Origin of the sequence: Type-D symbiont of Plautia stali (assembly GCF_001485335.1) — a bacterium.
Taxonomy (GTDB): Bacteria; Pseudomonadota; Gammaproteobacteria; order Enterobacterales; family Enterobacteriaceae; genus Pantoea; species Pantoea vagans_C.
Genome location: NZ_BBOC01000049.1, coordinates 1 through 14,033, shown reverse-complemented (window position 1 = coordinate 14,033; position 14,033 = coordinate 1). Strand labels below are relative to the sequence as shown.

Here is a 14,033-nt window from a genome sequence, read left to right as displayed (position 1 = left end):
CTCTCGTTAACAACTTTGCAACCGAGTCTACTCAGGCGTTCGGCACCTTACCTTGAAATTTGAACCGTCCAGCGCAGGAAAATGGCGATTTATTCAAGATCGCCCAAGTGTTTGATGGAAATGCGGTAACGCTCACAACTCTACCCAGATGCGGTTCTGTGAGCTCTCTCACGATCATCTTTGCCCGTCTGCCAGACACTTTCACGCGCTGGCAGTAAGGGGAAGGTGCCAGAACCTCAGGATTTATACGCTAGAGCCCTCTCATCACAGGAAGAAACGCCATGAGTATGCGTAACATTGTTGCCATTGATTTAGGCGCATCCAGCGGGCGCGTGATGCTCGCGCAGTGGACCTCGACCAGCCAAAAGCTAAGCCTGCGTGAAGTGTGCCGCTTTCCCAATCAACGTATACGCCGTGCGGGCTACGACTGCTGGGACCTTGACCGTCTGGAGCAAGAGATTCGGGCTGGGTTAGCACAGCTGGATGATGAGGGCATCGTGCCGGACAGTATCGGTATTGATACCTGGGGCGTGGACCTGGTGCTGCTGGATGCCAACGGGAATCGTGTCGGCGAGGCGGTGAGTTATCGTGACCCGCGCACTGACGGGCAGATGGCGCAGGCCATCAACGATCTCGGAAAGGCGGCCATCTACCAACGCACCGGCATTCAGTTTCTGCCCTTCAACACGATCTATCAACTGCGCGCGCTGCACCAGCAGCAGCCAGACTGGCAAGCGCAGGTGAAACACGCGCTGATGATCCCGGATTATCTGCATTACCGTCTGACCGGCAGGATGAACTGGGAATACACCAACGCCACCACCACGCAGTTACTGAACATCGAAACCGGTGAGTGGGACAGCGCTCTGCTGGCCTGGGCGGGCGTTGATGCCGCCTGGTTTGGCAAGCCCAGCGCGCCAGGCAACACCGTGGGTTACTGGTCAAATGCCACGGGTAAAGCGATTCCCGTTATTGCCGTGGCAACCCACGACACCGCCAGTGCGGTAGTCGCCACGCCACTGATGCAGGATGATGCTGCCTACCTCAGCTCCGGCACCTGGTCGTTAATGGGCATTGAAAGTTTGCAGCCCTGTGTCAGCGCCGCTGCGTTGAAAGCCAACATCACCAATGAAGGCGGTGCAGAGGGTTACCGGGTATTAAAGAATATCATGGGCTTATGGCTCCTCCAGCGCGTATGCAGTGAGCTGCATATCTCAGATCTCTGCGTCTTGATTGGCGAGGCAGCGCAAGAGCCCGCCTGTCGCACGTTGATCAATCCCAACCACCACCGTTTTATTAATCCCAATAGCATGGTGCAGGAAATACAGAACGCCTGTGCCGAGCAACATATGCCAATTCCGCACACCCCAGCGGCCCTTGCGCGCACCATCTTTGACAGCCTGGCGTTGCTGTACCGCCAGGTGATCGGCGAGCTTAGCCAGTTGCGCGATGCGCCAATACGCCAGCTCCATGTGGTGGGCGGGGGGAGCCAGAATCCGCTGTTGAACCAGTTATGCGCCGATGCCTGTCAGTTACCGGTACTCGCCGGACCGATTGAAGCCTCAACCCTGGGGAATGTCGGCTGCCAGCTGATTGCACTCGGCGAGTTGCGCGATGTGGCCGATTTACGCCGCTGCATCAGCCAGAATTTCCCGTTAGAAACTTTTGAACCTCAGCGCTCAAGCGTCTTCGCAGCCCACCAGGCACGATTTTCCGCACTGAGCCAACCTGCTAAGGAACTTGCTTATGACAAAGCTGATTGAACAAGCTTATGAACTGGCTAAACAACGTTACGCTGCCGTAGGAATTGATGTGGAGCAGGTGATGACGCAATTGGATGGGATTCCTGTGTCGATGCACTGCTGGCAGGGGGATGACGTGCGCGGCTTCGAAAACCCCAACGGGGAACTCACCGGCGGGATTCAGGCCACAGGTAACTATCCGGGACGCGCGCGTAATGCGCATGAACTGCGCGCCGATATCGAAAAAGCCATGTCGCTGATTCCAGGCGCTAAGCGCCTCAATCTGCACGCCATCTATCTGGAAAGCGACACGCCGGTAGAACGTGATGCTATCGAACCGCAACACTTCAGCCACTGGGTGGAGTGGGCAAAACAGCATAAATTAGGGCTCGATTTTAATCCAAGCTGCTTCTCGCATCCTTTAAGTGCCGATGGTTTTACCCTGTCACACGCTGACAAAGGCATCCGCCAGTTCTGGATTGATCACTGCAAGGCCAGTCGCCGCATCTCGGCACATTTTGGTGAACAACTGGGCACGCCCTCAGTGATGAACATCTGGGTTCCGGACGGTATGAAAGATCTCACCATTGATCGCCTGGCGCCGCGTGAACGTTTAGCCAGCGCGCTGGATGAAGTGATCAGCGAAAAACTCGATGCCAGTCATCATATCGACGCCGTCGAAAGTAAGTTATTCGGGATTGGTGCCGAGAGTTACACCGTGGGATCCAATGAGTTTTGCCTTGGCTACGCTGCCAGCCGCCAGACCGCGCTGACGCTTGATGCCGGGCATTTCCATCCCACTGAAGTGATCTCCGACAAAATCTCCACCGCGATGCTGTATGTCCCGCGCCTGTTATTGCACGTCAGCCGTCCGGTGCGTTGGGACAGCGACCATGTGGTGCTGCTGGATGATGAAACCCAGGCCATTGCCACTGAAATTGCGCGTAACAAGCTGTTCAACAAAGTGCATATCGGCCTCGACTTCTTTGATGCTTCTATCAACCGCATCGCGGCGTGGGTGATTGGTACCCGCAATGCCAAAAAGGCGTTACTGCGTGCGCTGTTGGAGCCGAGTGACCAACTGCGCAAACTGGAGCAGGAGGGGGATTACACCGCACGTCTGGCGCTGCTGGAGGAGCAAAAGTCATTGCCATGGCAGGCTGTCTGGGAAGCCTGGTGCTTGCGTCACGATGTCCCTGCTGATGCCAGTTGGCTCAGCGAAGTCCGTCATTATGAACAACAAACACTGCGTCTACGTTAAGGGATAACCCATGCAAAACACGATTCTCGCTTCTTCATTTGTGCAGGATATGGTCAAGGCGACCAGTGATATGTGGTTAAAAGGCTGGGACGAGCGCAACGGGGGCAATGTCAGTTTGCGCTTGCTGCCGGAAGAGGCGCTGGCCTGGTCAGCTGATTTTTATGCCGAACCGCGCTGCATCGAGTTAACCAAACCCGCACCGGCACTGGCGAATGACTGGTTCCTGGTGACCGGCTCGGGCAAATTTTTCCGCAATGTGCAGCTTGATCCCGCCGACTGCCTGGCGTTACTTCAGGTTGACGACAAAGGGCTGTCCTACAAAATTCACTGGGGTTTGAGTCACGGTGGCTTGCCAACGTCAGAGCTGGCGGCTCATTTCCAGTCGCACAGCGTGCGCAAGCAGGTCTCCAACGGCGCTGACCGCGTCATTATGCACTGCCATGCCACGAATTTTATGGCGTTGAGTTATGTGGTGAACCTTGATTCTGCACGCTTCACCCGTTTGCTGTGGGAAGGCAGCACCGAGTGTCTGGTGGTGTTCCCGGATGGCGTTGGCATCCTGCCGTGGATGGTGCCGGGTACCGATCAGATCGGCCAGGCTACTGCGGATGCCATGGCATCACACAGTCTGGTGATGTGGCCGTTCCACGGTATCTTTGGTGCAGGCCCGAATCTGGATGAAACTTTTGGCCTGATCGATACCGCAGAGAAGTCCTCTGAAGTGGTGGTGAAAGCCTTGTCGATGGGCGGCATTCGCCAGAGTATCACCACGGAACAGTTGGTCGCCTTGGGTGAACGCTTTAATGTCAAACCCTGGCCAGCGGCACTGCAGGCGGAGCGCAGCGATGTTGCGTAAAGCCTTTGTGATGCAGGTGCATTCGCACTGTCACGATGAGTACTTGCGCCGACATTCGCCCATCTGGCCGGAGTTGGAAGCAACGTTGAAGGCCCACGGTGCGCACAACTATGCGATTTGGCTGGATGCCGAGCGTGACCTGTTGTTCGCCAGCGTGGAGATTGAATCAGAAGCGCGCTGGGAAGCGGTGGCGAATACCGAAATATGCCAGCGCTGGTGGGCCTCGATGAAAGATTTGATGCCGTCAAACGCGGATAACAGCCCGGTCAGTGCTGCATTAAAACCGATGTTTTTTATGCCTTAGCATCGGAGTTGAAGGGCGCACCCTGGTGCGGTGCGCCCAACCGGTTACTTCGCGGTTAGCTCACAGTATCCCGCCAACGCGGGCCAAATCGCCATCTGCGTATCTACAATTTTGTCTAAATCATCGCGTGCTGCACCTTCGCGTGCGCGCACGGACATGCCTTGCAACAGGCAGGCTAAAAAACGCGCCAGGGTTGCGCTGTCAGCGCATTGCGGCAACTCACCACGCTGCTGTCGGCTATCCAGGAACTGCTGCAAAGCGCGTTCCTGAGCGTGATGCTGCTGCGCCAGCATATGGGCGATCTCTTCCGAACCTGATGAGAGGGCGCTGGATGTACAAATAAAGAAGCATCCAGCCGGTTTATCACACTCGGTAAAACAGGCCGCAGTGGCGCGGAAATAGGCTTCAATAGCCGTTTTCACATCGAGAGTGTCATCGTTAAGCACCGCGTTACGCTGGGCGCTAAAGGTTTCGATATAGTGCTGCATCGCGGCGCGAAACAGACCCTCTTTATTTTCAAATTCTGCATACAGCGTTGGCGCTTTTGCACCGGTTGCATTGACCAAATCAGACAGCGATGTGCCTTCATAGCCATGCGCCCAGAACAACATCAATGCTTTGTCTAATGCATCGTTGCGGTCAAACACTTTTGGGCGGCCACGCGTTTTGCGGTTAACCGTGTCGATAACTTCCGTCATAGCGCACCTCAATGCGTTTTGAACATACAAATAAATTACCGATCATTAAATAAATATGCAAGCGTCGTAGTGCTTGTCAGTTCAGAACTCGGGCTGCTTATTGATAAGTGGCCTGTCTTTTCTGTGCGGGCTCTGCCGCCACTACTGCCCCCACTGGGCCGTCCTCGCGCCGCTAAAGCGGTACCTTCGACTTCCACGTCGTGCCGGACGGACCGTTCGCGGATGACCATTCATGGTCGGCCGCGAACTGCCCCACGCCTCCCCGCGTGGGGCTCCTGGCCCAACGTAAAAGTCTCAGCGCTGCGGATAACCCAGAGGGGGCAGCAGAGGCGTCATAGCATCAGACAATGTGCCCTTTTTGACAAGTCGCACTGAAGCTAATGAGCCGGCCGGTGCGGTTCCAGACGGCGTTATCACCCGTCGCTTAACTAACAAACAAGCGCTGCGGTTTTTTGCATTACTGGACTTTGCCCGTTTGTGCTTTTTCGGTTTGCCACCCCTCATACGGATAAGTGAAAAAGGGCTGCGAAGCCCATAATCACGCCACTTTCCATTAAAATAATGGTCGTTAATAAAATGATTGACGCCAGTGCCGCTCCGGCGTTAGCATTTACTTAACGGTTGTTAAGTAAATTCAACCCACCCATTTCATCTGCATAAGAGAGACGATCATGAAAAGCATCAAAATGACATTAGCCGCTGTAGCCCTGTCTTCAATCGCGTTTGGTAGCATGGCTGCTGAGTTAGTGAACGAAGCACCTTTAAATCAGCAACAAGTTGGCGTGATTAGCGCGTCGGGTAGCACCAATCTGACTTCACTTGAGAATCAGCTATCGGAGAAGGCGAATGCTGCCGGAGCAAAGTCGTTCCGCATCACTTCGACCTCTGGCAACAACAAGCTAAATGGCACAGCAGTCATTTATAACTAATTAACCGATGCGCAGTGAAAGGCGCAGGGGCGCACAGTGTGTGCCCCTGGTTTTTTGCAGTTTTAACCGTTTGAACGCAACTGCGGATAACGACGGAAAATGGTGATACACCAGATTAAAGCCACCAGGCCAATGACCCCGCCCACATTACCCACGTCCGACATCTTCATATGCAGGCTGACCTGATTACCCAGCAGGGCACCCGCGCCAATCCCAATGTTATAAATGCCAGAGAACAGTGACATCGCCACATCCGTTGCATCAGGGGCCAGCGACAGCACGCGCACTTGCATCGCCAGACCAATCATCATCATCGCCATACCCCAGAAAATACAGACCAGGGTAATAGCGGCTGGGCGAACGGCGGCGAACACCAGTAAACCCATGCTCAATGTGATAATGGCGATGGCAGCCAGTAATAATCCAGAGGGGAATTTATTACCCAGGGTGCTGAATAACACACTGCCGATAATGCCTGCCGTACCAAACAGCAGTAACAGCAGGGTGGTGAAGTTCTCATCGGCATTGGCAACCACCTGCATAAATGGCTCGATGTAACTGTAAGCGGTGTAGTGCGCCGTGACCACCAAGGTCACGAGCAGGTACATGGCCACCAGCGCCGGGCGACGGAACAGCATCGGCACACTACTCAGGGAACCCGTATGCTCACTCGGCAGGCGTGGCAGAATGCGCACCAGCAGGATCAACAGTACCAGCGCTGACAAACCAATCATGCCGAAGGTGGTGCGCCAGCCCAGATATTGCCCAACGATACGACCAATCGGCACACCCAGCACCATCGCCAGCGCGGTACCCGTTGCCAGCATGCTCAAGGCTTGCGTTTTCTTACCGGCTGGGGCGACGCGAATCGCCAATGAAGCGGTAATCGACCAAAACACCGCATGCGCCAGGGCGATACCGATGCGTGAAATCACCAGTGAAGTGAAGTCCCAGGCCACGGAAGAGAGGACATGGCTGGCGATGAACAGAATAAACAGTACCGCCAGTAGCAAACGACGCTCAATGTTGCGCGTTAACAGCATCAACGGCAGGGAGAGTAGCGCAACGACCCAAGCGTAAATCGTCAGCATGATACCAACGTCGGCGGTCTTCATGGCGTAACTGGCGGCGATATCCGACAGCAGGCCAACCGGGACAAATTCAGTGGTGTTAAACACAAAAGCGGCAATAGCCAGCAGCACGACACGTAGCCAGGCTGTTTTACGTGAGACGGTAGTTGATTGCATGGAGTTCAAATCGGTCAACAGCGAGTGAGGGGGTGAAACGCACCCGATTAAGTGACCTAAGTCACAAACTGACGCTATTGTGGAGCATTAATGAGCGGATGAAAACCGTTGGCAGGGTTTTTATTACTGAATATTTTTTATCTCTAAAGCCGGAGTTAATAGCCTGAGGTTATTATCAATTCTTGCGGTTACCACTCAATTGCAACCGATGGCAACGCATAGCGCTCTACCCGTCATACTTCAAACCGCAGCTGCGTTGACTGCGCGTGCTCACCCCAGTCACTTACTGATGTAAGCTCTTGGGGATTCACCCACTTGCCGCCATACTGCAATTCGAATTATTTTGGGTATATAAGAGCCACGGAAAATTAAGCCGACTGTTTCTGTATTAGAACGATGTGACAGCCGTGCTTAACAAAACCCTATAAGCGCTATGCCATTGTCAAACCACTATTATCAGAGTCTCACCATATGTTTTAGCGCCACGCTATGTTGAGTGGTCAGGTTTTTTTTTACCTCCACCGGGCAGCAGTGTTCACACCCCATCGCGCTGGCGTAAAACTTTCTTGCTTGCTGGATCGCGGCGGTCGCGGTGTAGAAAGTGCCGAGAAAACGCCGTGCGCCATCGGATGGCAGGAAGGGGCATCCCGTTGCGTGCACCACATGATTGTCGTTATAGCCTGCGTGCTTATCGACGTAATAGTAAAGCTCCATCGAACGTCCTCATTGCTGTGAAAAAAAAAAGTCTAACTATTGTTGGAATAAAATGAATTATAGCGATGAATAGACGCTTTGTTTTATGTGGGACTGTTTGATCGCCGGTTTTTATGGGCTGCGGTGAGAAACGGGGCCCTGCGGCCCCGAATAAAGGATGAAGGGTATTAAAGTTTACGGCACTGTAAGCGCCAGCCGACGAAGAGCGCCAGGAGCAGTAGCACGCTGATAAAGGCGGTCACACCCATCCAGCCATAATTGTGCCAGAACACGCCGCCTAAAGTTCCTGCCACGCTGGAACCCACGTAATAACTGAACAAGTAGAGTGAAGAGGCCTGGCCTTTCGCGCGGCGCGCGCGCGGGCCAATCCAGCCACTGGCGACAGAGTGCGCGGCAAAGAACCCAGCGGTGAACAGCATCATGCCGGGTAAAATGACCCAGAGTGAGTTGAATGCGGTAAGCAACAGCCCTGCCAGCATAATGGCGGTTGCGCCAATCATCACCGGACCGCGGCCAAAACGGCTGGTCATAGCACCGGCTTTAGGTGAACTCCATGAGCCGGTCAGATAGACCACTGACAACAGACCGACTACCGCCTGACTGAGTGACCAGGGCGCACTCAACAACCGATAGCCAATGTAGTTAAAGAGCGTGACAAATGCGCCCATCAACAAAAAACCTTCGGCAAACAGGAAGGGCAGCCCTTTATCTCGCCAGTGCAGACGAAAATTGATCAGCAAACTACGCGGTCGCAGTGACGCGGGGCGGAAATGACGTGATGCAGGCAAGATCTTCCAGAACATCAGTGCGCCGGCCAGTGAGAAACATCCAATCACGCCAACGGCAACACGCCATGAAAAGAAATCAGTCAGCACACCGGTCAACAGGCGTCCGCTCATCCCACCAATCGAGTTACCACTAATATACAGCCCCATGGAGAAGGCGATGACTCGTGGATGGATCTCTTCACTCAGATAGGTCATACCGACCGCCGCGACTCCGCTCAGTGACAAGCCAATCAGCGCACGCATCAGCAGAATCCCTTGCCAGCTGGTCATGGTGGCGGAGATCAACGTGCAGATGGCTGCCAGCATTAATGCCGTCACCATCACGGATTTTCGGCCAACGGCATCAGAAATAGGGCCGGTGAACAGCAAACCCAGAGCCATTAATCCGGTGGACAGGGATAACGAGATACTACTTTCAGCAGGAGACACGCCAAACTGTTGCGACAATACTGGAAGAATTGGCTGGACACAGTACAGCAACGCAAAGGTGGCCAGTCCGGCAGAAAACAGGGCCAGCGTGACGCGCATAAACTGCGGCGATCCGCGTTCTATCCATTCTGAAGGGGGTGTGGCGGAAACAGGCTTAACGGACAGCTCGTCTTCATCGAGTGTCACTGCCTGGGGAGAGCGACTCACGGAAAATCCTCGGTTTAGAAACAGTCTGATTACTGTAGAAAAGCCGGAATAGGTTGTACAATATATTAATAATCTCAAATGAGACGTTGTAAATATGAATGTCGAGCTGCGACATCTGCGGTATTTCATTGCCGTAGCAGAAGAGCTGCATTTTGGACGCGCCGCTCAGCGATTAAATATCTCTCAACCGCCGCTCAGCCAGCAGATACAGCAGCTGGAGCGGGAAATGGATGCGCAACTTTTTACCCGCACCAATCGAAGCGTGCAGCTTACCCCTGCTGGGGAACTCTTCTTGCAGGACGCCCGTGCGATACTATTACAGATTGAGCAAGCGGCGAGTCGTGCGGCGCGTATCCACAGTGGGCAAGAGGGAGAGTTAAGGATTGGCTTTACCTCATCTGCACCTTTTACCGGTCTGGTTTCAGATGCGCTTTATCAGTTTCGCCAGCGCTGGCCGGAAGTGCACATCCAGATGCAAGAAAACAATACGCGACAGCAGTTAGCGCCGCTGCATGAGGGGCGGCTTGATCTTGGCGTGATGCGCAATACGCCACTGCCGAATGATCTGCAACATCGGGTACTGCTACGCGAACCGCTTTGCGCGCTGGTGCACTGGGCCCATCCACTTGCCGATGCCGAATCGATCTCGATTCAGGCGCTGGCCACTGAACCCTTTGTCTTTTTTGATCCACAGGGCGGTACCGCACTGTATGGCGAAACCCTGGCACTGCTTCATCGTTACCAAATAAAACCCTTTATTACGCAGGAAGTGGGGGAAGCGATGACGATCCTCGGCCTGGTGGCGACGGGTTTAGGGGTATCGATCTTGCCCGCTTCGTTTCGTCGTGCGCGTCTCGCCGATGTGGTTTGGATTCCGTTGCAGGAGGCCGATGCGATTTCAGAGGTTTGGTTGGTCTGGTCAGCCACGCGTGAACCCAGCGCTCAGATGCGTAATATGATGGCGCTAATGCTGCACAACGCGGAAATTTGAACCGTCTGGTGAATAATGGCCCAGTCTTTATGTGCTATAAATCACATTTCTAATCAAATATTTGACGCTGCCTGCCAATCTGCATCACCATAGCTGCTGTTTATTTAGAAGCGCGAAAATATCCGGGAGCAGGGCGTGAATCTGGACAGTCAGCCTGGCCACATTGATCAAATTAAACAGACCAACGCAGGTGTGGTTTACCGACTGATTGACCATTACGGCCCGATTTCTCGTATTGAGCTTTCTAAACGTGCCCAGCTGGCACCCGCCAGTATCACCAAAATCGTGCGTGAAATGCTCGATGCGCATCTGGTACAGGAAACCGAATTTCAGGAACCCGGCAGTCGTGGACGCCCGGCAATCGGCCTAATTCTTGATACCTTTGCCTGGCACTACCTTGCGGTGCGCATTCAGCCGGGACATATCACATTGACACTTCGCGACCTCAGTAGTCGGGCGTTGCAGGAAGATCGTTTACCGCTGCCCAATCACGCCGGGCAACCTCTATTGCAAACCTTGCAGAATCAGGTGAATGATTTTTTCGTTCGCCACCAGCACAAACTTGAGCGTTTAACCGCCATTGCCATCACCTTGCCGGGTTTAATTAACGCGGCCACCGGCGTGGTACATCGCATGCCGGGATATGATGTGCAGGAGATGCCACTCGGAGAGACACTCGCCACGCTGACGGGCTTACCAGTGTTTGTGCAGCACGATATTTCAGCCTGGACGTTAGCGGAGGCGCTGTTTGGTGCCTCGCGTGGGGCACAGGATGTGATTCAGATTGTGATTGATGAAACGGTCGGTGCTGGCGTGATCAGTGGTGGTCAGCTACTGCATAAGCGCGGGAAAGCGCTGGTCGAAATCGGTCATACGCAGATCGACCCTTACGGCCAGCAATGCTATTGCGGCAATCACGGCTGTCTGGAAACGGTTGCCAGCACGGGCAGCTTACTGCAGCTGGCGGCGCAGCGCATGGCCACGCAGCCGGATACGGTGTTGCACAACACCCCCCTGACCATCGCCTCCTTATGCGAGGCCGCGCAGCAGGGCGATCGGCTGGCACGGGATGTCATCGCCGGTGTGGGGCATCACATCGGACGCATGTTGGCGATGATGGTTAATATCTTCAATCCACAACAAATCCTTATTGGTTCTCCGCTGAATCAGGCTGCCGATGTGCTGTTTCCCGCGGTGAGCAGCACTATCCGCCAGCAGGCGTTGCCCGCATACAGCCAGGATATCCAGCTTGCGCCCACCAGTTTCACTGATCCCGGCACGCATGGCGCGGCTGCACTTATCAAGGATTCGCTCTACAGCGGTCATTTATTGGTGAAACTGTTGCAAGGTTAACCTCAGCTCGCCTTTAGTTTGCGCTAACGCAATCTGCCGCTCACCGCAATTCCTTACACTGCCTCCTTCGCAAGTTACACATCGCTTCAATGAAGGAGGAAAAAGATGAGCACCATCTTTGTCACCGGTACCGACACGGCGGTGGGTAAAACCGTCGTGTCACGCGCGCTGTTACAGTGTTTTGCCAAAGCGGAACTTTGCGCGGCAGGTTACAAACCTGTCGCTAAGAGCGCGCAGCACACCCCTGACGGGTTGCGTAATAAAGATGCACTGCTGCTGCAGCAAGCGTCAGGCCTTGAACTCCCCTACAGTGCGGTGAATCCCATTACTCTGGCAGAAGACGAAATCAGCACCAGCCCGGCACAACGCATTGATTATGCGCTGTTGAGCCGTAGTCTGGCGGAATTACAACAGCGTGCAGCGAGAGTGGTGGTTGAGGGAACGGGCGGCTGGCGGAGCCTGATGAATGATTTGCAACCGCTGTCAAATTGGGTGCAGCAGGAACAGTTACCCGTGGTGTTAGTGGTGGGGATTAAAGAGGGCTGTATTAGCCATGCTTTACTGACCGCAGAAACCATTGCGCGCGATGGTTTGCCGTTAATCGGATGGGTGGCGAACCGTATTAACCCAGGCCTTGCCCATTACGCTGAAATCATTGACGTTCTGCGCGAAAAACTTGGCGCGCCCCTTTTGGGTGAACTTCCTTACTTACCGCGTGCCGAACAACGTGAGTTGTCTGGGTACCTGGATATTTCACTTTTACAGCCTGCACAATCGCACCTTGGTAGTGCAATGACGGCTGAGACGTGAAACTAAGTGATGCAAATGGCGCTAAGTTGAATCTAAGGTTTCTGGTTCAGCTTAGCTTCATCATTGATTTAATCTGTTTTTATTCAAATCGTTAGAAAAATTTTCTGCCTGTCAGGTGGCGATGGCGTGATTCATGCATCAGCAATGCTGATGAATATTCTGCCGGAGCACCCTTATGTCGCATTCTCAAAAAGGTTTGTTGTATGGGTTAGACGCCCGTATTGGTCTTGCCCCCGCTTTCTTTGCGGCACTGCAGCACGTGTTGGCCAGCGTGGTAGGAATTATTACGCCCCCACTGATTATCGGCTCCGTGCTCGGGTTGCAAAGCTACATTCCTTATTTGATCAGCATGTCCTTACTGGTTTCAGGATTAGGCACCTTTCTGCAGGCGCGCCGCTTTATGGGCATTGGCGCCGGGATGATTTGCCTGCAAGGCACCAGTTTTGCGTTTCTCGGCGTGATTTTATCCGGTGGCTTGATGGTGAAGGCGCGCGGTGGATCGCCGGAGGATATTATGGCAATGATCATGGGGTGCAACTTCGTCGCCGCGTTTATCCCGATGTTGATCAGCCGCTGTGCGACCACATTGAGAAAAGTACTGACTCCGGTTGTGACCGGAACCGTGATTACCTTGATCGGTATCAGCCTGATTAAGGTGAGTATCACCGATTGGGCTGGCGGGCACAGCGCCACCGACTTCGGCGCGCCGGGTAATCTGGCGTTGGGTGCACTGACGCTGCTGGTGATTATTGTACTCAACCGTTCGCGCAATCGCTGGACACGTCTAGTGGCGGTAGTAGCAGGAATTGCCGTGGGCTGCCTGGCCGCTGCGTTGACCGGGCATATGCCGATCAAACCGATGTCTGGGGATCACTGGCTGGTATTGCCATCCTTCTTCCACTTTGGCTTCAGCTTTGACTGGACGATCTTTGTGCCGATTGCGCTGGTTTCAGTGATCTGTGTGATTGAGGCGGTAGGGGATTTGACCGCGAACTGTCTGATCTCACAGCAGCCGATTGAAGGAGAAAGTTTCCAGCGGCGTTTGCAGGGCGGCATCCTGGCCGACGGAGTGAGCTGCTTGCTGGCATCCATATTCTCTGCTTTCCCCAACACCACCTTTGCGCAGAATAATGGTGTGATTCAGATGACCGGCGTCGCCAGCCGCTATGTGGGGATGGTGATTGGCGTGATGCTGCTCCTGCTCGGCGTATTCCCGGTGATTGGCAATCTGTTGCAACAGATACCGCCGCCGGTCTTGGGCGGAGCCACACTGGTGATGTTTGGCAGTGTCGTTGCCGCAGGTATCCGTGTGATGACGCAATCCCCGCTGGAGCGGCGTGAAATGCTGATCGTTGCGGTCTCCTTTGGCATTGGTTTAGGCGTAGAAGCGGTACCCGATGTACTGAAACAGTTCCCGCTGTTGGTGAGTAATCTGTTTGGCCATGCGGTGACCACCGGTGGCATTCTGGCGATTGTACTGAACGTGGTACTGCCTTCAGAGCGAGGGGATGAGTTAGCGGTGGAAGCGGTGGAGGAGTCTCGATGATTGAGGGCCGAATGTTAGTGGTCGACATTAATGCGTAATGTTCGTCAGTTAAGCGACTGACGATAACGCCGTCCGGGGCCGCACCGGTGCTGGCGGTCCTCTCGCCGCTTCGCGGTGCCTTCACTTCACTCGTCTGCCTTAACGGACCGGTGCCGATG

Annotated in this window: 13 protein-coding genes; 9 read left to right on the top strand and 4 right to left on the bottom strand. The window is 54.2% G+C overall.

What is annotated here, in order from left to right; translation table 11 throughout:
- The first annotated feature begins 281 nt into the window (after nucleotides 1-281).
- From rhaB to rhaM, 4 genes are read left to right on the top strand one after another with little or no spacing between them, the layout of a single operon-like run.
- Nucleotides 282-1,763, top strand: coding sequence for a rhamnulokinase (gene rhaB, locus PSSD_RS15865; RefSeq protein ID WP_058972888.1), 1,482 nt, complete (start codon nucleotides 282-284; stop codon nucleotides 1,761-1,763).
- Nucleotides 1,747-3,003, top strand: coding sequence for an L-rhamnose isomerase (locus tag PSSD_RS15860; RefSeq protein ID WP_039334391.1), 1,257 nt, complete (start codon nucleotides 1,747-1,749; stop codon nucleotides 3,001-3,003). Before rhaB ends, PSSD_RS15860 begins: the two co-directional genes overlap by 17 nt.
- Nucleotides 3,004-3,013: 10 nt before the next feature.
- A complete protein-coding gene (gene rhaD / locus PSSD_RS15855; protein WP_039334393.1) occupies nucleotides 3,014-3,859 on the top strand; it encodes a rhamnulose-1-phosphate aldolase in 846 nt (281 codons plus the stop codon).
- Nucleotides 3,849-4,163 carry an L-rhamnose mutarotase gene (rhaM, locus tag PSSD_RS15850; RefSeq protein WP_058972887.1) on the top strand — a complete coding sequence of 105 codons (315 nt, stop codon included), beginning with the start codon at nucleotides 3,849-3,851 and terminating at the stop codon, nucleotides 4,161-4,163. The genes rhaD and rhaM overlap by 11 nt, the downstream gene beginning before the upstream one ends.
- A gap of 44 nt (nucleotides 4,164-4,207) precedes the next feature.
- Here the strand turns inward: rhaM and PSSD_RS15845 are convergent, their stop codons facing one another.
- Nucleotides 4,208-4,861, bottom strand: coding sequence for a TetR/AcrR family transcriptional regulator (locus PSSD_RS15845; RefSeq protein ID WP_058972886.1), 654 nt, complete (start codon nucleotides 4,859-4,861; stop codon nucleotides 4,208-4,210).
- 671 nt (nucleotides 4,862-5,532) lie between these two features.
- On the opposite strand from PSSD_RS15845, the gene bhsA reads away from it, so the two are divergent.
- Nucleotides 5,533-5,790 (top strand): multiple stress resistance protein BhsA, encoded by a 258-nt coding sequence (gene bhsA / locus PSSD_RS15840; protein WP_039336118.1) that lies wholly within the window; start codon nucleotides 5,533-5,535, stop codon nucleotides 5,788-5,790.
- 62 nt (nucleotides 5,791-5,852) lie between these two features.
- Here bhsA and PSSD_RS15835 read toward each other — a convergent pair whose 3' ends face one another.
- The 3 genes from PSSD_RS15835 to ynfM form a co-directional block, all read right to left on the bottom strand.
- A complete protein-coding gene (locus tag PSSD_RS15835; RefSeq protein WP_039336120.1) occupies nucleotides 5,853-7,037 on the bottom strand; it encodes a sugar transporter in 1,185 nt (394 codons plus the stop codon).
- Nucleotides 7,038-7,493: 456 nt separating this feature from the next.
- Nucleotides 7,494-7,751 carry a hypothetical protein gene (locus PSSD_RS15830; RefSeq protein WP_058972885.1) on the bottom strand — a complete coding sequence of 86 codons (258 nt, stop codon included), beginning with the start codon at nucleotides 7,749-7,751 and terminating at the stop codon, nucleotides 7,494-7,496.
- Between the two features lie 167 nt (nucleotides 7,752-7,918).
- The gene (gene ynfM, locus PSSD_RS15825; protein WP_039336124.1) at nucleotides 7,919-9,175 is read right to left on the bottom strand and encodes a multidrug efflux MFS transporter YnfM/SxtP(Kp); all 1,257 of its coding nucleotides are present in this window, start codon (nucleotides 9,173-9,175) and stop codon (nucleotides 7,919-7,921) included.
- A gap of 94 nt (nucleotides 9,176-9,269) precedes the next feature.
- Between ynfM and PSSD_RS15820 the strand changes: the two genes are divergently transcribed.
- From PSSD_RS15820 to PSSD_RS15805, 4 genes are all read left to right on the top strand, one after another.
- The gene (locus PSSD_RS15820; RefSeq protein WP_039336126.1) at nucleotides 9,270-10,166 is read left to right on the top strand and encodes a LysR family transcriptional regulator; all 897 of its coding nucleotides are present in this window, start codon (nucleotides 9,270-9,272) and stop codon (nucleotides 10,164-10,166) included.
- 135 nt (nucleotides 10,167-10,301) lie between these two features.
- On the top strand, nucleotides 10,302-11,519 hold the full coding sequence (gene mlc, locus PSSD_RS15815) for a sugar metabolism global transcriptional regulator Mlc (protein ID WP_058972884.1): 1,218 nt from the start codon (nucleotides 10,302-10,304) through the stop codon (nucleotides 11,517-11,519).
- Nucleotides 11,520-11,624: 105 nt separating this feature from the next.
- Nucleotides 11,625-12,329: a dethiobiotin synthase gene (gene bioD / locus PSSD_RS15810; protein WP_058972883.1), complete on the top strand. Its 705-nt coding sequence runs from the start codon at nucleotides 11,625-11,627 to the stop codon at nucleotides 12,327-12,329.
- Nucleotides 12,330-12,504: 175 nt separating this feature from the next.
- Nucleotides 12,505-13,875: a nucleobase:cation symporter-2 family protein gene (locus tag PSSD_RS15805; protein ID WP_058972882.1), complete on the top strand. Its 1,371-nt coding sequence runs from the start codon at nucleotides 12,505-12,507 to the stop codon at nucleotides 13,873-13,875.
- The last annotated feature ends 158 nt before the right edge of the window (nucleotides 13,876-14,033 follow it).